The sequence below is a fragment of the Campylobacter sp. RM9333 genome (assembly GCF_020137705.1).
Classification (GTDB): domain Bacteria; phylum Campylobacterota; class Campylobacteria; order Campylobacterales; family Campylobacteraceae; genus Campylobacter_E.
The window spans coordinates 1-17425 of the sequence record NZ_JACGAY010000028.1; the positions used below are offsets into that span (position 1 = coordinate 1).

Sequence of the window (17425 nt, forward strand, 5' to 3'; positions counted from 1 at the left end):
CTTTTATCATTATTTATCAAATTATCTTTAAATGTCTATAATATCACGCTTTAAGCTTGTTTATTTTGTATGTTTCTTTTATCTTTATTTATCATTGTTTATCTTTTTTTATCATTATTTATCAAATTTTTAGTCCTTAATTTAAGTCCTTAATCATTTTTAAGGACTTAAATTGAACTATTAGGGACTAAAACAATAAAAAAAGGAGCTTATTATGCTAACTGATAGTGAAATCATAAAATTAAAGCCAAATGATAAAGTTTATATGAAAAAGGTCGTTTATAATTTATATATTTGTATAACACCTAAAGGTAAAAAATCTTTTGTTTTAATTACATTCATTAATAAAAAAAGAGTTAAAAAGACACTAGGCGAGTTTAGCTCAAGTTTTAGAATAAGAAATGCAATAATGCAAATTGATAGCACACAAGAAAAAATTATTAATGATAAAAATAAAATACCTTTCAAACAAGTATGTTGTGATTATATGCAAACTCAAGAAAACCAAATTAGCGATAAGCAATTACACACATATTATTCACTATTAGATAGATTTATACTTGATAAAGAATTGAGCGACAAAGACATAAAAGAAGTTAGCAAAGCCGATATTATAAAACGCTTTGGAATACTAAAAGATAAAAGTTCAACTGCTAAAAAGCTTTTAAATCTATTAAAACGCATATATTCTTACGCTTGCATGCTTGATTATACTGACAATCACATATTATTTCCTATAAAGCTTGATATGATAGTTCGCTATAAGCCAGTAGAAAATTATCCTACAATAACTAAAGGCGATGATTTAGAATATCTATTCACACTAATTCAAAAAGCAAGACCTATTACAAAATACGCATTAATTTTTAATGCACTTACGGCATTAAGACCTGGCAATGTGAGACTGCTTAAATGGGAATATATAAACGATGATATTTTAGAAATACCTGCCGAACAAATGAAACGCAAAAAGCCGTTTTATTTACCACTTAGCACCCAAGCAAAAAGAGTGCTAGAAATTATGAAGACTATGAAAAATAGTGATTATGTATTTTATAGTGAGAAACAGCAAAATCAAGGTATAAGCGATAATACTATGCGTTCATTTTTGCGTAAAAATGGCATTACAAACGATGAATTCACGCCCCACGGATTTCGTGCAATGTTTAGCACGATAGCTAACGATAATAATTATTCAAGCGAGATTATAGAGCTTTGCCTAGCTCATACGGTAGGAGGAGTTCGTGGCGTGTATGATAGAAGCCATAAGCTAGAAGCTAAAAGGGAATTAATGCAATGGTGGGGAGATTATTTAGAGAAGTTTATTAAGGATTTTCTATGAATTACGATGAATGGAATGAAGTAAAAAAGAATACTAGTAAAAGCACAGAAAAAGCTGTTAAAGTAGGTAAAGTATACTGGGTACGATTAGGTTTAAATATTGGCTCTGAAGTGTACGGTAAGGGTAAAAACTATGTAAGACCTGTGCTTGTGTTAAAATTAATTTATAAAAACTCTTTTATAGGAGTGCCATTAAGTACTAAGGCGAAAGATAATAGCTTTCCATACTTTTATAGCTTTTATACTAAAAATAATGATATTAGAACGGCTTTGTTATCTCAAATAAAATTATTCGATACAAAAAGAGTAGAAAATATAGCAAATATTAATATAAGTAAAAGTGATTTTGAAAACATTAGAGATAAGATAAAGGCTAATTTAATTTAGCCTTTTTTAATTCCCCTAGCTCTAAGGCTAGGCATCCGAGCCGTTATCTTGCGATAAGGGGACAAAACTTGCTATTAAAAGCAATTGTCATTATTTTAACTAAAAATTATTAACAAACCATTAAATTAACCCCACACCTAAAAGGTGGGGGAAACCCGAGCCATTATCTTGCGATAAGGGGGGCGACTAAGCCAACACGGCTGAAACATTTTTATTATAGTATTTGTTTAGTTAATTTGCAAAGCCATAGTAAATAAGAATAGAATTTATTTCCGTATTAGGGAGCCATTAGCCCCTATAACTTAATTTTTTATACCCTTTCCACCTTAACTCAAGTTCCCAACCTGCAATCTGCTTTCCATCTTCAATTACCCACTTGCCATAGATTGGCGTATAAGAACTATCGGCTCTTTTTATTTTATAACTTTCTGCTGTAAATGGCAATCCTTGATTAGTGCTAATTCTTTTATTAAAATAATTCCTTGTTTCCATAAAACTAACATCAATTAATTGCTTCAAGCAAGGCGGATAATTAGTGCCTAGAATATCTCTTAGGCTAATGCAAATCCTAGTTGCTATATTTTCTCCTAAAACATTGAAATTATCCTTATTCATAAGCAACCACCCACGCTCGGCTAATGCTTTCTTTAGCTCTTGGCTTGGTTTATCATAATCAATCTTGCTTTTATGTTCTAGTTCGCACTCTAAAACCTTGAGCTTTAATTCATACTTTTCTTTCTGTTGTGCTAATTGTGATTTATAACCTAAAGCAACTCGCTTATTTCTGCGTTCTAGGGTTGTGATGCTATTATTTAGGCTTTTTAGTTTTTCTTCGCTTTGTTCTCTTAATAGCCTTGCTACTTTTTTACGATATTCTTTTGCTTTGGCACTTTTGATAAAAAAGCCTAACATATAAACGCCTTCTAAAGTCCATTTAATTACTTTTTGAACCCCACCTTTTGTTCTTTCGTATTCGTAAAAATAATGTATTCCTTCTATTAACTCGTCTGAATTGCGAGTAAAATGTTTTAAAATTGTGCTTTTTATAATTCCATAATAAGAAGCAACTAACAGTGAGTTGCTATTTTGTATTTTTTGCAACATAATCATCTCCTAATTTAATATTTTTAAGAGATGAATGTTTAATTTTATTTAACTATCTTTTCCCTTTTTTGGATTTGGTACGAAAAACCATACCAAAATCGTTAATATTATTCCAACGAAAGTAATTGTTTTATAAATTATATCAAGCGTTTCCATCTTTACCTCCTTTGTAAATACAAGCTGAACCAAATGCAACACATACGATAACAGCTATAATGCTCCAATAATTAAAACTTTCATCTTTTAAAACAGGTGTGATTATCGCTAATGCAAAAATCACTTTTGCAAAATCAAATGAAAGTTTGCCTAATTCTTTTAATAAATCTTTCATAGTAAAAATTATAGCAAATAAAATTAATTAACAATCATCTCTAAAAGAACATAAATTACTAATACTAGTAATTATAATAATATTATATTCTAATTTTAGAATAAAGTCAAGTATTTTATTTTAATTTTAGGATTTTATTTATTTTAAAATACTAATTTTAGTATTTTAAAGGTATAGACATTTTGTCTACACCTTATAATTTGCTAGCGAGTTCAAAAGCTTTTTTAAATACATCTAATTTTTCCTTTAGTTGTTTGTTTTCTGCTAAGAGATTAAGCGATAACTCTGCCATCTTTGGAATATTCGTTGTAGCCCAGCCTGATATTGTTGATTGTGGAACATCTAGCATTTCACTTAGCTCTTTTTGTGTAATTCCTAATTCTTTACAAGTTTGTTTTACTATATTTTCTTCTTTGTTGTTTGCATAATGCCACTTTATACAATAGTATTCACCACCGATTGATTTTTCTGCACTTTCTGCAAACACTATATGATTACCACCTTCATGAATAAATGGCTCTTTGCCTGTAATGGCTTCAATTTGTGCTTTTATATCTTCTATTAATAGTTTTTCGTTTCCACGCTTTACTTCTATATTGTTTTTTATTTTTCTTTTTAATGAACCGTAAATATAAATTCTTTCATTTGTTAAACTATCATAACCATAAAAATCTTTTCCCATAAAATCTCCTACTTATTCCTAAATACTAAAATATTCAAGTAAGAATTAAGTTAATTTATTACTTAATTCTTTAATATGTTTTATAGCCATACTTACTAGGCTATCTTGTTTAAGTAGTCTTGTAAATTTTCTTCGCTAACTTTCCAAGTCGCTTTAAAAGCTGTTGATTTAGCATTTAAAATACCTTGCTGTAAATGTCTATAAACTGTTATATAACTTTGGCTTGTAATTTTTGCTACTTCTTTTAATGTGTATGTTTTTTTCATTTTAACCCCTTGCCATATACTCTAAAATTTCAAGCATACATCTATCATCTACTGAATGAAAATCTTGGTTTCGCAAATTTTCTAGCTCTTCGATAAGCGATTCTTCTGACTCTTCTCCACGCAAAATACTGCAAGCTAATATATTATTTAGTGACACGGCACAATCAATAAGCAAAGCTGTGTAATAAAAGCTCTCGTATTTTTCTTGATTGTCCTGTTCGCTTTCGCCTTGCTTTTTGCCTTTTCTTGCTTTATATTTTGCAGCATTAATTCTGCACCAAGCCAATAAATCTTTTTGCTTATACTTATCATACATTTTATAAATGGTTGCGTCCTTACCACTTCCGTAGTGGGGGCTTTTTGGATTTAATAATGGGTGTAGTTTCATTCTTCATCTCCCCAAACAAAAGTAATATAATCTTGCTCTTTGTTATATTCATTAATGATTTGCTCTATATGTTTTGCTATATCTTTTGATGTAAAATTTTTTTCTAACTGAATGTCTTTTTTAATGTTAATAACTTCGTTATAACTTGTAAATTTTGTTTCAATTGTTGCATAATTCAAATCAACATAAAAAGAAAAGTAATTTATGTAATTAGTTTCTAATTTTTTTCTTATGTCTTTATTTTGTATATGAAAACAAATACTATCATCAACTAATAAAGTAACACCGATTAAACAACTATGCTTATAAAAGTTATTAATTTTGAATCTTAAGTCTATTATTTCTTCTAAATCTTTTTTATTAATTAGTCTTACTATTTCTCTCATCTTAAACCCCTTAAAATCTTTAATTCATTATTTCTTAGTTTGTTTAGGCTTCTAGCTGTGTAGCTAGTGCCTAAGTTTTCGTTATATCTTGCTAAACCAAAACGCTTTATAAAAAGCTCTCTAATGCTTATTTCTAAGCAAAAGATAATTATATTTCTTACATTACCAAGGCAATTCATCAGCTCCACCTTGTTGGTAATTGTTGTTTTGGTAATTCTGCTGTGGCTGTTGATAATTATTAGCTTGATTTTGTCTTGGTTGTTGCTGATAATTATTGTTTTGATAATTATTTTGTCTTGGTTGCTGATAGTTGTTCTGATAACCACCTTGATTGTTATTTTGATTATCTTGCTTATTATCTAGCATCTCCATATTTTCTATAATCAATACAATTTTACTTCTATTCTGCCCTGTTTGATTGTCTACCCATGTTTGCTGTTGTAAATATCCTTCAACTGCTAGTTTTGAGCCTTTATGTAAGTATTGGTTCATTACTTCAGCTGTGCGATTAAACGCTACTATGTCTAAAAACAAGGTTTCTTCTATTCTCTCGCCGTTTTGATTATTTCTAATACGACTTGTTGCGATAGTGTTATTTACTATCGCTGTGCCTGTGCTGCTTGAAGTTTTTAGCTCTATATCTTTTGTTAATCTTCCTATAATGATTGTCTTATTCACGCTATCTCCTTAATTCTTATTGTTCTTGTTTCGCTAGTCTTTTTATCACTTTCTAAAATCTCATATCCGTTACGCTCAACTATCGCTTTATAATCAATTGTTTCTCTCGTGCTTATGCTATAAGTTAGCTTTGCTGTAGGCGTTTCATAAATCGTGCTATCATCAAACTGATAAAAGTAGCTTTTAAGCTCTTTTTCACGCTCCCCTAATGTTTTTAATTGCTTTTGCACTTCGCATAATTCATCTGTTTTTATTAGTGCTTGATAATCAATATTTTTGTATCTATAAGTGCTTTCAAACTCTAGCCATTTGCTTTTAATCTCATCTTGCATTGCCAAATCAGGCTCTATGTTTATAAGTTCAATATCAAGTGTGCCATCGTATTTTGGATAAGCGATAGCTAAAAGTGCTTTTTTAGCTACGCTTACCATCATTTGATGCTGTATTTGATACATATATCTTAATGGAACTTCGTGTGACTTTCTATAAGCGATTAACCCTAGTTCGCTTACCTTAATTTCTAATATCTCGCCGTTATCGTAACCATCAAGGCTAGCTATAAAGCGTCCGTCTTGTTCGTCTTCGCACACGATAGGCTTAAAATTACGCTTCAAACTAACATTTATAAAATCTCTAACTTTTGGCTCATATTCTACGCCAAGCTCAACTGCAGGTATCCAAGAGATGTCAGGACGCTTTCCACCACCATATCTATAATATGCTTCTTGATAGGCTTTGTGATAACCCACACCAAAAAGCACAGGTGTAATACTCGCACTAAACTTATCTTTGCGATAGTCTAACCATTCTTGTGTATTTTGCTCTAAATTAATTATTTTCATATTAACTCCTTAAATTGTCTAATATTTTGTGTAATTGCTCAGGTTTTGCATTTTCTAAACTTTTAAGTTTTTCACACTTTAGTATTTGTTCTATTGCTACATTGTTTATTTTTGCTAGGTTTTTGATTTCATCAACTAAAGAATTTGAATTTGGGTTTTCGTCATTATCTAAACTATCAGGATCATCTTCGCTATCATCAAGACATAATAAAGATGAAACGGCTCTTTTTTTAGCATAAGTTGAAGCTGTTCCCCAAATCTGCTCCTTACTCATACCTTTGTGGTTATAGTCAATCTCCACGATAGCATTAGAACTAATACTCTCATTTGCTTTTTGTAGAATAGCTGTAGCTTCTAAGATAATCTTGCCATCAAAATCGCATAAGATTTTTTCGCTAAATGTAAGCGTCGTTTCTAATCCTTCGCTTGCCTTTTTATAATTTTCTAAAATGCTTTCTATTGTTCTATATTCGTATTTTGCAAACTTATTTTTGGCATCTTTTTTCGATTTTATCTTTTGCTGAATAGTGCTTAATACTTTTATAATTTCACTCATCTAAATCTCCACAATCAATTTTGTATTTTCTAGTTCTAATAATTGAATTATCAACAACGTGGTGAGTTGAACTAGAAAACTCAACCCCTTCTTTATTGCGATAAAATCTACAATCATCACGGCTTTTATCCCTAAAGCCACTACAAAAGTTAGTAAGATTAAATCTTGCTATGTCTGTTAAATAAAAATCACGCATTTTTTAAATACCTTTCTTTACATTGTTTATCAAAATATTCATCAATGTCTGCAGTTGGTTCAATCTCATTTAAAATAAGAGCTAATGCAAAATCTCTATGCTTTGTTTTTTCTAAATCTTTTGGCTCAATTGCTCTTATTAAATGTTTAATAGCTGTATCTTGCACTTTTAATTTATTTTGTAAAATTTCAAAATCTTTATCTGACATATTTTTCTCCTTTAATTGTATTTTTTATTAAGATTATGAATATTCTAATAATAATCTTAATAAATTATGAAGAATAATAATAGTTATTTCTTAATTTTTACTTAATATTTGCAAAAATCTGATTTTTTTGTTATTATTTTGTATATTTAATTAAGAAAATATGAATTTATTAAGGAGATTTAGGAATGGCAAAAGTTACAGGAGCGAATTTAAAAGTAGATATTGAAAAATTAAAAATATATATAAAAGACTACAAAGTAGAAAAAGGGCTAACAAACAAAGAATTTACCGAACTACTAAATGATAATGGGTGTGATGTTAAGATTTCTACAGTAGAAAGATGGCAAGGCAACAACGCACCTGAAACAATATCTGAAACTTATTTAAAGCCGGTGTTGGAGTTAATTAATAAAGATTTAAACGATATAGTTTTAGAAGATACATCTTATAATGATGATTTTGCAATGATTAAATATTATGAAACTACGAAAGCAAGTGCAGGAACAGGCGTGCAGTGTTTTGAAGAGTGTGAGCCTACAATAGTACCATTTGCAAAACAAGAATTAAGAAAAGCACTAAATATATGGTCTTGTAAAGATATTCATATGATTAAAGTAGAAGGCGATTCTATGACGCCTACAATTCCTGAAGATGCGATGGCTATTTTTAGTGAATATAAGGGAGAGCAAGTGAAAGAAGGTGTAGTTTATGTAGTGCGTGATGATGAAGAAATTTTGATAAAAAGACTTATTATGAAACCTCAAATAATGTTACTAAGTGATAATCCAAAATATCCACCAAGACTAATAGATAATGTTGATAACTTTAGTATTATTGGTCGTGTTTTGGGATTTCATCAAATTTGCAAATTAAAAAGATAAATTAAGAATATTTTAGCTATCTTTGAATAAAAAAAAGATAGTATATGACTTATGAACAGTTAGCAACACTATTTATTGAAGATAGAAACAATATAAAAAATTATCAGATGAAGTAAAATCAAGCGAAGAAATGTTTAGAGCATTGATTGCTTGTAGGTTTTTTTAGTGGATTTTATGAAGTGCCTGAAAAAGCGTTTAAAAATCACTTACAAATAATATATGATTAGCTTTGCAAAAGTCCGCACTTATTTAAATACTTACCTGATGAAATAGCTACTGAAGCGGTTTTTTGTAAAGCTTGGTATGAATATAGCAAAACTACACCAAAAAACGAGAGAAAATATAGCGTATTAGATGAAATAGATTTAAGTCATTTAGATAGCGATAACATAGATAAATATGCTGAATATTATAAAGATTTTAAAATACCTGATGCGTTTTTTGATAGCGAAATAAGAGAAATAGATAGTCCACTTAACGAATATCCTGAAGAATTACAAAAAATGCTAAAAGAAGAGATAAGAAAATCTATGAAATTTTCAAAAGATAGTAAAGGCATTTCAATTTCATCTGATTTTGATAGCAAGAATGTAGAAAAAGTCATTAAAGAATACGAAATGAAACAAAATATAAAAAATAGTTTTGATAATAATAAAAAAGATATATTAGAAATAGATATAAGTAAATTAAATGATAAGCAAAAGAAATATGTAATGCAAAAATACTCAGAAATTGTATTATTTATAACTACTGGCAAGAAAAAGCGTGGTTTTTATTTTTATTTTACTTGGGTATTTATTATTTTAATAATACTTGTTGCTATTTCGGGAAATAATACAAAATAGTTTCTATTGTCATACTTTTAGAAACCTTTTATTTTTTAAACTTCATCTATGTATAAGATAAGCATAGATGATAATTTAACTAGAATTATAAAGAAGCGTAAGTTTAGCCACGCATTACGCCCGTTCTTGGGCTGTGATAGCTTGATTGATAAGGAGCTAACATATGCTAACACTCACGCATATTTAAAGACTTTAGCAGAGCAAATAAAATTACTTGAGCCTAGAATTGCCATCAAAAAATTAGCCCTAAACGGAACAAATGTGCTTATTGATTACGAAGTAATTGAGAGCAAGGAGCGTGTCGTTTATGAATTATAATGATATATTTTTCGCTCCATTTGATATAGATAAAGCTCGTAACGAAATCATAGAAAACTACAAAAACAAAGCAAATCAAAGCGATTATAAGCCATTAATAAATGATGATATTATGATTTTAACTGATTGCTTTTTGGAGTGGTTTAAGACAAAGCACGAATATATCACAAATATAGCTATGCAAAATTATTTAGCTTATTCACGCGATACATTTTTAGATGAGCTTGTAGCACTTGTAGGACTAACTAGAAAACACGCAAACAATGCAACAAGTAAAATCAAAATCACAGCAAATAGCCCTACATTTATACCTAAGAACGCAAAGCTTAGCGATGGCAAAGGTCATTATGCGTATTTGCTAAATGATGTATATGTAAAAGATGAGATTATAGAGCTATGTGAGATAGAAAATAACGAGTTTTTAGATATGAAAATATCAATGCTTGAAACTCAAAATATCTACATTGAAAAAATAGAGCAAATAACAGAATGGCAAAACGATAGCTATCGTGAGAGCGATGAAGAGCTAAAAGAACGCTTTAAACTAGCACTTCATAGATTTAGCACGGCAGGAAGTGCTGAAAGCTATTTATTTTATGTCTTATCAACTAAAGCTGTATTAAAAGCTAAAGTATATGATGATAACACAAAGCCAGGACAGGTCTTCATTTGTTATTACACTCAAGCTGAAAATATAGAGCCACAAATCTTAAAAGCACTTGAAAACAAAGTGCCATTAACAGATAAAATCAATTTAATTAAATGCCCAGAAATAGCACAAGATTTGCTAATAAAAATCAAAGTAAAAGATGATTTTTTATTTGCCGAGAACTTAGCAAAGATTGATTATATCATAAAAGATTTTTATAAAAAGCTTGATATTAGTGAAAATGTAAGCGTGAGTAAAATCATAAGCTTATGCAATGATGAGAATATAAGTGATATAAGTATCACAACGCCACTTCAAACGATAGATAAAAATAGTATTTTAAAGCTAAATTCATTAAGGATTGAAAAATGGATTTAAGTATTTATTCAAAATCTTTAGAAGATTACAAAAACTCTATTTTAGAAGTGCTTGATAATGCATATTCTATAAATACCGAGCATTTTTATAAGCCAAATGTAAAAAATACAAAAGTTTTATCATCACAATGGGGACATCATCAAGAGCTAAAAACGCCGCTTTTACTAAATCAAAGCGAAGGGACTGCGAGCTATTTTAAAACTATGCTTCGTGGGGTTTTTGTTGATTGTAAAGTTGTTAATTTAGATAAACCTTATACTTTTAAAGCAGTGGTTGAGATTAGCGAAAACACAACTAGCGAAAACATACTAAAGCTTAGCGAATACATAAATAAATATAAAAACGTAAGAAGCGTATGTGAAAACATAGAACTTATCACAATACACGAAAAGCCGTTAGTAATTAAAGCAGTAATGCAAATAAAGGAGTTTAAAGAACTATGACAATAATCACAAATGAAGGTAAAAAGTTAATAACACATGCGATTTTAAATAAGCTTGATTTGTTTATATCAAAAGTTGTTTATGCTGATTGTAATTTAGATACGTTGGATGAAAATACGACTACTTTTACAAATATCAAATATGAAAATCTTCCAACAAGTGTAAGAATTGATGAATTTGATAACTCAAAAATAATCCTTGAAGCGGTATTAAAAAACGATACAGCACAAGATTTTTTCATAAATTGTGTGGGCTTTATTGCAAAAAATGGAGAGCTTTTATGCTTTACTAAAATAAAAAGAACGTCAGTGCTAAGTAAAGCAACTGATACAAATACTTCTCTTCTTCATTATAAATTAGCAATAGAACTTACAAATGCTAATGATTTAAGCATAAAAATAGATGAAACGATAGTCTATCCAACTTTAGCACACTTTAATGCTTCTCAAAAAGCACAAGATGAGAAGATAAAAACACTTGAAATAAGTAAAGCTGATAAATCTTCATTAGATGATTATTATTTAAATCAAAAAGGAGAAGAGTTAAACAAAAGACTTATAAAAGCAGAAGGCTATTGCAATGATTTAAGCACTAAGAAAGCAAATAAAACTGAAGTGTTTACAAAAGATGAGATAAACACAAAACTAAATGCAAAAGCAAATATAGGGGACTTAACAAAAGCTAAAAGCGATTTAGAAGTAAGAATTAAAGCAGTTGAGAATGATTATGTAAAAGTCTATGATACGCCTATTAATGTCAGTGTAGGTGCTGGTGGAACCTATGCGAAACTAAGCGACGCGTTTAAGGCGTTAATGTGTTACAAAAAAGCAAGAGCAAATGTAGGAGATTGTGTTATTACGCTTTTACCTAATTTTGTTTTAAACGAGCAACTTACATTTGATAATGTAGATTTAACGCATATAAGACTTATTTCAAATAATGCAGTAATTAAATGTGAGTTCGCCCACGAAGCAAGTGCAAATTTTGCAGTTTTTAGATTTTTTCATTCTAAATCTTGCTTATTTTATAGATGTAAATTTGATTTTACAAATAAACCACAAAGACTAATTCAATTAGGTTATAATAGTTCGCTTAGATTTTGTGAATGTAGTGTAAATAATTCAATTTACGGAATAATCTCTTATAATGGTTTTGCAGATGTTAGAAGTTGCACTTTTACAAACACTATTGAAACTTGTCTTTATTTTACGGAAAACGCTAATTTAAATGCATTATCTAACACTTACGATACTTCAAATCGTGCAATTGTAAGCCTAAGAAATACAAAACTAAATTCATATAGAGATATTTTTAAAAACATTAAATTAGAATGTTTCTTAGTAGATTGGGGAGGATTTGCTATGTATGAAGCCCACCCTAACGGAAGTTTTGTGAACTCTCCTAAGAAATGTAACTTAGTTCCAAATACTCTTTATAAAAATGGAATATTTTTTGATAGGACTACTAGCGAACAACCAATAATACAGACAGATATACCGAGTGGAAAAATGTTTAAATGCAATGGTATCAATGTAATAATGCTAAGAAATCTTAAGGTAGTTCCAATAGTAACAGCTAATTCGGTAACAAGTGGATTAAAAGGTTCTGTAACACTTACATACACAATCACTTTACCTGTTAATGGTGTTTTCCTTGTTGGTATGAACTACAAAGGGATTTTTATGTCAGGTCAAAAAATAGAAGATACAAAAAGCCTTGATAATTGGAAAGACACTAGCAACTATTTAATGAAAGGGACTGGTTTTCAAGTTCCTACGCAAGAAAGAACATATAACATTGTAGCAATAGGATATTGAAATGGAAGAATTAAACAATTTAATACAAGATGATTTTATCAATGATTTTAGCGATTATTACACTGATGAGAAAGTTTACAGCGTTGTTTTAAAAGAAAGCGGCTTTATTGATTATATTGATATGAAAAAACTTGAGAACGGCATAGAAGTTAGCGAAGAAACTTTTACAAAAATTATGCAAAACCAAGTGAATTTCTACGAAAACGGCGAGTTTATTTATAAGCCTGAAATGATAGAGCTAAGCTTTAACGAACTTAAAGAGAAAAAACTAAGTGAAATAGAAGCTAGCTTTAAAAATGCAATGAGTAGTCTTGATAAAACGCCTGATGAAGAAAGGCTTACTTTTGAAAGACAAGAAAGAGAAGCTAGGGAATACCTGGCAAGCAATAATGAAAGTAAAGCACCTTTTTTAAAGGCACTTGCAACTAGCCGTGAAGTGCCTTTAGATGACTTAGTACAAAAAGTTCTTTTAAAGGCTGATAAATACGCTGAAATAAGTGCTGTTTTGATAGGCAAAAGACAAAAAGCACTAGATGAAATCAAAAAAGCAACTACTAAAGAAGATTTAAACTCAATTAATGTGGAGTTTAGTTTATGAATAGAGTTGTATTAAAGCCTTGCAAAAAAGATAAGTTTGAGTTAGTGCAAGATTATTCTTACGAGTGTGGATTTGCTAAAGTTGATATTCCTAGCGGATATAAAACAAATGGGGCAAATATACCTCGTTTGCTTTGGTCTATCTATCCACCCAATTCGCCTGAATACTTATCAGCAGTAGTTATTCATGACTACTTGTGCGATAAAGCATATCAAAACGATAAAAACTATGAAGACTTTATTTTAGCTGATAATATATTTTTTATTTCGTTAAAAGAGCTAGGCGTTAGCAATTTCAAATCGGCTTTATTTTACAACTCGTGCAGATTTTATCATTTTTTAAAATACAAGGTTTTTAGATGATTTATATTGCAAAGCAAGGCGAAAAATTAAGCGTGATTTATGCCAAACATTATAAAAGAGATGATTATTCATCTAGCTTTTATCAAGAGTTTTTAAGAGCTAATCATAAGCATTTAAACACGCTTTATTTTCGTGGTGGCGAACAAATAGAACTAATAGAGCCTAAAGTTGAAACTAAAAAAACGGAGACTTTATGGAGCTAGTTTATAAGCCAAAGATAACATTATTTTATAATGATATTGATAAAACGGCTCAAATGCCTTTTATAAATATTACTATTAATGATTATGCAAAAGGTCAGGCTGATACTTGCAATATCACGCTAAGCTACAACACGCCTGAGCCACGCCTAAATGATACTATAAAAGTTTTTTGCGATGGTGTTTTGCTAGGTGCTTTTTATATAAACAAAATCAAAATCAAGTATAAGCAAACTTATGAGCTAGAATGCGTGAGTGCAAATCTAAGCCGTGCAAAACAAGTCAAAAATCGCACTTTTAAAGAAAGCGAGTTTTTAAAAGTTGCACGTAGTATCGCAAAAGAAAATGGACTAAAGTTTAAAGCACAGGTTAGCAAAAACGAGCTTAAAAACTATCAGCAAAATAACCAAAGCGATTTAGCATTTTTAAGTAGTGAATGTGATAAGCTAGGTGTAAATATGAGTATCAAAAATGATACATTGATTTTGCACGATGCAAATAAAGAGAATAAAAGACTTAAATATGAGTTGCAAGAAGGCGAATTAATAGAGCTTGATTATGAGTTCGTAGCAGCAGTTAGTGCTGGTAGTGTTGAAGTTACTTATTTTGATGCAAAAGAGAATAAAGATATTGTTGTAAGAGCAGGTAGCAGTGAGCCTGTAAAAAAAATTAATTCTTTTGTAAAGAATAAGCAAGAGGCACTAACCCTAGCAAACTCTAAGCTACAAACTCAAAAGAATGCGAGCTTTAAAGGCTCTTTAAAGGTGCTTGGTCGTGCGATGAATGCAGGTGCTTTGCTTGATATAGTGCTTGAAAATAAGACTTTAAACACTCAAATAGAAAAAATAACGCATTCAATAAATGCTAGTGGGTTTATTACTAGCGTGGAGTTTTGCTAATGAAAATAAATGCGATTTTAGGAGTTATCATCTTGCTAATGTATTTATACATAAGTGATTTAAAAGCGAGTTTAGATAAAGCAAAAACTAAAGCATTTGAGCTAAATGCCGTGATTTTAGCAAAAGATGATGAGCTAAAAAGAGCAAATTTAGCAAGAGATGAGCTAAATAAAAAACTACAAGATAAACAAAAAATCCGTTTATCTGTAGTAAAAAAGGTAAGTGAAAATGAGAAGAGCAAAGATAAGCTTGATGATTATTTTCTTGATATTTTTAACAGCTTGCAGTGAAAAAATAGTGTATGTGAGAGAGCAAGTGCCAACAGACTTTTTAGAATGCGAGAATTTAAATATAAATAGAGATATGAAAACAAACGGCGATTTTGCTTTATTTGTAATAGATAGCGTGAGTGCTTATCGTGATTGCAAAGCTAAGTTAAAAGCCGTGAGAGATTTTATGAAAGGAGATAAATAATGGAAGAAGGATTATTGCATTTAATTTTAAAAGGTGCGACTATACAAGATTTAACGGTCGCAGGAGTGCTTGGCGGAATGTTGATTTATCAAATGTATTTAAATCAAAAGAAATTAGAAAGAATTGAGAACTTAAGTCAAGAAATCGTAACGCTTTTAAAAGTTTTGAGTGAGAGAATGAAATAATGAATTTAAAAAAAACAACAGCGAAAATAGCTTTTTAAAGATTATTGATGCGTTGAAAAATCATCATAATTTTATATTTTTTAGTAAGGAGGTAAAAATGACTTAGCTAAGAACATGTATTTAATAAAAAGCAAGCAGTTAAAATAAATATAAAGGAGAATTTATGACAAGAGAAAGAAAAGAAGTTGCATTAGCGTTTATTCAAGCATTTTACACAAGAGAAGAGTTAGGCATAGATACAAGTGAGTATAAAGCTGATGATATTAGCGATGAGTTAGTGCTTTTAGTTGATGAGATTATGGATAAGATGGTAAAAAACAAAAGATTAATGTCAGCAGCTAGTTTTTTAAGTAGATTTATCAATTTTAATTCAGTAACACAAGTTGTAAGTTCACATTTTGTTGAAAATGATGGAGATTTAGATATGTTATTAGAAGACACAAGAAAAAGTTTTGCAGATGATAAAAAGCAAATGATGGCAAATTTCTTTACTCGTGGGGCATTACTTGCTTTGCTTGGTGGAAGAAAATCAGAAGTAGCTATGAAACTTTATGGCTTTTAAGCTTGTTGGTGGATTATTTCCACCAACTATCTAATTCTTTATAATTTTCACAAGCTAATTTATAACCACTATCACAAGAAAGCTTATAATACTTTAAAGCTTGTTTTTTATCTTTTTTATCTTTAGTATCAGCGTATAATAATTTATAATGTTTTCCTACCATAATGCAATATTTATTATTTAATTCACAAGATTTTACATAATAATCAAATTCTTTTTTTTCATCACTAAAAATAATTTTATTTTTTGGAGAATACTTAGAATAAAATTTAGCCAAAACCAAACAAGACTTAGCACTTTGTAACTCATCGCAACCTTTAAAAGCTACTTCAGCACTCTCTTTTAATTTTAAATAATCACTACTATCATATTTTTTATAATCCAAATAATTCTCACAAGATTTAGCATTGTTTTCTTTAATGCACTCATCATATAATCTTGCTTGAGTAAAATTTAGTGTTGGTTCTGGTGTAAAAACCCCTCTAGCATTACACACTAAAGCTAAGGCTAATAATGCTAATAACTTTTTCATGCGACTCTCCTTTTTTAAATTTTAATGCTAAAAAATCTTAGTTTTTTAACATATTGATTTCATATGTTAAAATTCTATGAATTTTTTAACACAAATTATAAAAATTACTCCCATTTTTTTCTTATTATGTTTCGTATTTAAAAGGAGCGAAACGACTAAAGTTCTGCAGATTTTAGTTTTTAAGCTCCTTTGCGATTTTATCTAAAAATCGTTATTAAAACTTTTTAGCCATTCTCCTTTTTATTGCTAACTTTTAACGCTACATATACAAGTAATGTTGAAATATTGTGGAATAAGGAAATGTGTAAAGAAGTAAAAGAAGAAATCAAAGGCGTTGATAAGACCGCTCAAGCCATCTTATTTAAGATGGCTTGAATCAGCTTTAATTTATAGGCATTTTTTTAAAAAATACCATGTCTTATAGAAGTATTTTTTAACACCTTTTGCTGTTAATATATCATACATTTTTTTGATATACTCATAATCTCTTGAACAAATTTCTAAGTTTTGCTCAAACGATTTCTTTAGCTCTTTTTCAAATTTTCCAACAATGCAGTAAGGATTGATTTTAATCCAATCTTTGCAATAAATATTGAGCGTATATAAATAATCAATTATCGCTGTACTTATAGCTTCTGCTTCATTTTTAATTTCATGAGCACCTTTATCATTTAAATTCTTTTTTCTATTTTCAATAGAATTTAATTTTTTCTTAAGCTTATTAATAGCTTTATCGACTAATACCGTATTATTTTGATTATTGTTCTTTGTAATAAAATATACAGGTATTACAATATTGCATAATGAGTCAAACATTAGTTTTATCATTATAACTCCTTAATTAATAAAATGGTTGATATTTTTAAATCATTAAACTCTAAAAATCTGTATATCTTTAATCGGTATAAGAGTTTTAT

At 29.4% G+C, this 17425-nt stretch carries 31 protein-coding genes; 17 read left to right on the forward strand and 14 right to left on the reverse strand.

Features of this window, described 5'->3' with window-relative positions; genetic code table 11:
* Positions 1-214 precede the first annotated feature (214 nt).
* Complete coding sequence (locus AVBRAN9333_RS08625; protein ID WP_336609838.1) at positions 215-1342, forward strand: tyrosine-type recombinase/integrase; 1128 nt, start codon at positions 215-217, stop codon at positions 1340-1342.
* Positions 1339-1728 carry a type II toxin-antitoxin system PemK/MazF family toxin gene (locus tag AVBRAN9333_RS08630; RefSeq protein WP_336608976.1) on the forward strand — a complete coding sequence of 130 codons (390 nt, stop codon included), beginning with the start codon at positions 1339-1341 and terminating at the stop codon, positions 1726-1728. The genes AVBRAN9333_RS08625 and AVBRAN9333_RS08630 overlap by 4 nt, the downstream gene beginning before the upstream one ends.
* A gap of 288 nt (positions 1729-2016) precedes the next feature.
* Here AVBRAN9333_RS08630 and AVBRAN9333_RS08635 read toward each other — a convergent pair whose 3' ends face one another.
* The 12 genes from AVBRAN9333_RS08635 to AVBRAN9333_RS08690 form a co-directional block, all read right to left on the reverse strand.
* A complete protein-coding gene (locus AVBRAN9333_RS08635; protein WP_336609839.1) occupies positions 2017-2832 on the reverse strand; it encodes a hypothetical protein in 816 nt (271 codons plus the stop codon).
* A 142-nt stretch (positions 2833-2974) separates the two neighbouring features.
* Positions 2975-3163 (reverse strand): hypothetical protein, encoded by a 189-nt coding sequence (locus tag AVBRAN9333_RS08640; protein WP_214118665.1) that lies wholly within the window; start codon positions 3161-3163, stop codon positions 2975-2977.
* A gap of 193 nt (positions 3164-3356) precedes the next feature.
* A complete protein-coding gene (locus tag AVBRAN9333_RS08645) occupies positions 3357-3845 on the reverse strand; it encodes a helix-turn-helix domain-containing protein (RefSeq protein WP_336608974.1) in 489 nt (162 codons plus the stop codon).
* A 95-nt stretch (positions 3846-3940) separates the two neighbouring features.
* Positions 3941-4111, reverse strand: a complete 171-nt coding sequence (locus AVBRAN9333_RS08650) for a helix-turn-helix domain-containing protein (RefSeq protein WP_214118661.1) — start codon at positions 4109-4111, stop codon at positions 3941-3943.
* Position 4112: 1 nt separating this feature from the next.
* A complete protein-coding gene (locus AVBRAN9333_RS08655) occupies positions 4113-4499 on the reverse strand; it encodes a DUF3310 domain-containing protein (protein ID WP_336609840.1) in 387 nt (128 codons plus the stop codon).
* Entirely contained in the window at positions 4496-4885 is a 390-nt protein-coding gene (locus tag AVBRAN9333_RS08660; protein WP_336609841.1) for a hypothetical protein, read from the reverse strand. The genes AVBRAN9333_RS08655 and AVBRAN9333_RS08660 overlap by 4 nt, the downstream gene beginning before the upstream one ends.
* Positions 4882-5064, reverse strand: a complete 183-nt coding sequence (locus AVBRAN9333_RS08665; RefSeq protein WP_336609842.1) for a hypothetical protein — start codon at positions 5062-5064, stop codon at positions 4882-4884. Before AVBRAN9333_RS08665 ends, AVBRAN9333_RS08660 begins: the two co-directional genes overlap by 4 nt.
* Complete coding sequence (locus AVBRAN9333_RS08670) at positions 5048-5563, reverse strand: single-stranded DNA-binding protein (RefSeq protein WP_336608970.1); 516 nt, start codon at positions 5561-5563, stop codon at positions 5048-5050. Before AVBRAN9333_RS08670 ends, AVBRAN9333_RS08665 begins: the two co-directional genes overlap by 17 nt.
* A complete protein-coding gene (locus AVBRAN9333_RS08675) occupies positions 5560-6405 on the reverse strand; it encodes a lambda-exonuclease family protein (protein ID WP_336608969.1) in 846 nt (281 codons plus the stop codon). The genes AVBRAN9333_RS08670 and AVBRAN9333_RS08675 overlap by 4 nt, the downstream gene beginning before the upstream one ends.
* 1 nt (position 6406) lies before the next feature.
* Positions 6407-6961 (reverse strand): ERF family protein, encoded by a 555-nt coding sequence (locus tag AVBRAN9333_RS08680; RefSeq protein WP_336609843.1) that lies wholly within the window; start codon positions 6959-6961, stop codon positions 6407-6409.
* Positions 6954-7157 carry a hypothetical protein gene (locus AVBRAN9333_RS08685; RefSeq protein WP_336609844.1) on the reverse strand — a complete coding sequence of 68 codons (204 nt, stop codon included), beginning with the start codon at positions 7155-7157 and terminating at the stop codon, positions 6954-6956. The genes AVBRAN9333_RS08680 and AVBRAN9333_RS08685 overlap by 8 nt, the downstream gene beginning before the upstream one ends.
* Complete coding sequence (locus AVBRAN9333_RS08690) at positions 7150-7365, reverse strand: hypothetical protein (protein ID WP_336609845.1); 216 nt, start codon at positions 7363-7365, stop codon at positions 7150-7152. The genes AVBRAN9333_RS08685 and AVBRAN9333_RS08690 overlap by 8 nt, the downstream gene beginning before the upstream one ends.
* A gap of 185 nt (positions 7366-7550) precedes the next feature.
* On the opposite strand from AVBRAN9333_RS08690, the gene AVBRAN9333_RS08695 reads away from it, so the two are divergent.
* The 14 genes from AVBRAN9333_RS08695 (at position 7551) to AVBRAN9333_RS08760 (ending at position 15976) form a co-directional block, all read left to right on the forward strand.
* Positions 7551-8246 carry a S24 family peptidase gene (locus AVBRAN9333_RS08695; protein ID WP_336609846.1) on the forward strand — a complete coding sequence of 232 codons (696 nt, stop codon included), beginning with the start codon at positions 7551-7553 and terminating at the stop codon, positions 8244-8246.
* A 530-nt stretch (positions 8247-8776) separates the two neighbouring features.
* Positions 8777-9091 carry a hypothetical protein gene (locus tag AVBRAN9333_RS08700; RefSeq protein ID WP_336609847.1) on the forward strand — a complete coding sequence of 105 codons (315 nt, stop codon included), beginning with the start codon at positions 8777-8779 and terminating at the stop codon, positions 9089-9091.
* A 48-nt stretch (positions 9092-9139) separates the two neighbouring features.
* Positions 9140-9409, forward strand: coding sequence for a hypothetical protein (locus tag AVBRAN9333_RS08705; RefSeq protein ID WP_336609848.1), 270 nt, complete (start codon positions 9140-9142; stop codon positions 9407-9409).
* On the forward strand, positions 9399-10436 hold the full coding sequence (locus AVBRAN9333_RS08710; protein WP_336609849.1) for a baseplate J/gp47 family protein: 1038 nt from the start codon (positions 9399-9401) through the stop codon (positions 10434-10436). The genes AVBRAN9333_RS08705 and AVBRAN9333_RS08710 overlap by 11 nt, the downstream gene beginning before the upstream one ends.
* The gene (locus AVBRAN9333_RS08715; RefSeq protein ID WP_336609850.1) at positions 10427-10879 is read left to right on the forward strand and encodes a hypothetical protein; all 453 of its coding nucleotides are present in this window, start codon (positions 10427-10429) and stop codon (positions 10877-10879) included. Before AVBRAN9333_RS08710 ends, AVBRAN9333_RS08715 begins: the two co-directional genes overlap by 10 nt.
* Positions 10876-12696 carry a phage tail-collar fiber domain-containing protein gene (locus AVBRAN9333_RS08720; protein WP_336609851.1) on the forward strand — a complete coding sequence of 607 codons (1821 nt, stop codon included), beginning with the start codon at positions 10876-10878 and terminating at the stop codon, positions 12694-12696. Before AVBRAN9333_RS08715 ends, AVBRAN9333_RS08720 begins: the two co-directional genes overlap by 4 nt.
* 1 nt (position 12697) lies before the next feature.
* Entirely contained in the window at positions 12698-13294 is a 597-nt protein-coding gene (locus AVBRAN9333_RS08725; RefSeq protein WP_336609852.1) for a hypothetical protein, read from the forward strand.
* A complete protein-coding gene (locus AVBRAN9333_RS08730; RefSeq protein ID WP_336609853.1) occupies positions 13291-13656 on the forward strand; it encodes a DUF1353 domain-containing protein in 366 nt (121 codons plus the stop codon). Before AVBRAN9333_RS08725 ends, AVBRAN9333_RS08730 begins: the two co-directional genes overlap by 4 nt.
* The gene (locus AVBRAN9333_RS08735; RefSeq protein WP_336609854.1) at positions 13653-13859 is read left to right on the forward strand and encodes a hypothetical protein; all 207 of its coding nucleotides are present in this window, start codon (positions 13653-13655) and stop codon (positions 13857-13859) included. The genes AVBRAN9333_RS08730 and AVBRAN9333_RS08735 overlap by 4 nt, the downstream gene beginning before the upstream one ends.
* A complete protein-coding gene (locus tag AVBRAN9333_RS08740) occupies positions 13850-14755 on the forward strand; it encodes a phage late control D family protein (protein WP_336609855.1) in 906 nt (301 codons plus the stop codon). The genes AVBRAN9333_RS08735 and AVBRAN9333_RS08740 overlap by 10 nt, the downstream gene beginning before the upstream one ends.
* Positions 14755-15045 carry a hypothetical protein gene (locus AVBRAN9333_RS08745; protein WP_336609856.1) on the forward strand — a complete coding sequence of 97 codons (291 nt, stop codon included), beginning with the start codon at positions 14755-14757 and terminating at the stop codon, positions 15043-15045. Before AVBRAN9333_RS08740 ends, AVBRAN9333_RS08745 begins: the two co-directional genes overlap by 1 nt.
* A 13-nt stretch (positions 15046-15058) precedes the next feature.
* Entirely contained in the window at positions 15059-15229 is a 171-nt protein-coding gene (locus tag AVBRAN9333_RS08750) for a hypothetical protein (RefSeq protein ID WP_214142614.1), read from the forward strand.
* Positions 15229-15414: a hypothetical protein gene (locus AVBRAN9333_RS08755; protein ID WP_336609857.1), complete on the forward strand. Its 186-nt coding sequence runs from the start codon at positions 15229-15231 to the stop codon at positions 15412-15414. The genes AVBRAN9333_RS08750 and AVBRAN9333_RS08755 overlap by 1 nt, the downstream gene beginning before the upstream one ends.
* 163 nt (positions 15415-15577) lie before the next feature.
* The gene (locus AVBRAN9333_RS08760; protein ID WP_336607391.1) at positions 15578-15976 is read left to right on the forward strand and encodes a hypothetical protein; all 399 of its coding nucleotides are present in this window, start codon (positions 15578-15580) and stop codon (positions 15974-15976) included.
* 13 nt (positions 15977-15989) lie between these two features.
* Here AVBRAN9333_RS08760 and AVBRAN9333_RS08765 read toward each other — a convergent pair whose 3' ends face one another.
* Complete coding sequence (locus tag AVBRAN9333_RS08765; protein WP_336609858.1) at positions 15990-16508, reverse strand: hypothetical protein; 519 nt, start codon at positions 16506-16508, stop codon at positions 15990-15992.
* Positions 16509-16751: 243 nt separating this feature from the next.
* Between AVBRAN9333_RS08765 and AVBRAN9333_RS08770 the strand changes: the two genes are divergently transcribed.
* The gene (locus tag AVBRAN9333_RS08770) at positions 16752-16883 is read left to right on the forward strand and encodes a hypothetical protein (RefSeq protein ID WP_336609859.1); all 132 of its coding nucleotides are present in this window, start codon (positions 16752-16754) and stop codon (positions 16881-16883) included.
* Positions 16884-16895: 12 nt separating this feature from the next.
* On the opposite strand, the gene AVBRAN9333_RS08775 is transcribed toward AVBRAN9333_RS08770, so the two are convergent.
* Entirely contained in the window at positions 16896-17336 is a 441-nt protein-coding gene (locus AVBRAN9333_RS08775; RefSeq protein ID WP_336609860.1) for a hypothetical protein, read from the reverse strand.
* Positions 17337-17425 lie beyond the last annotated feature (89 nt).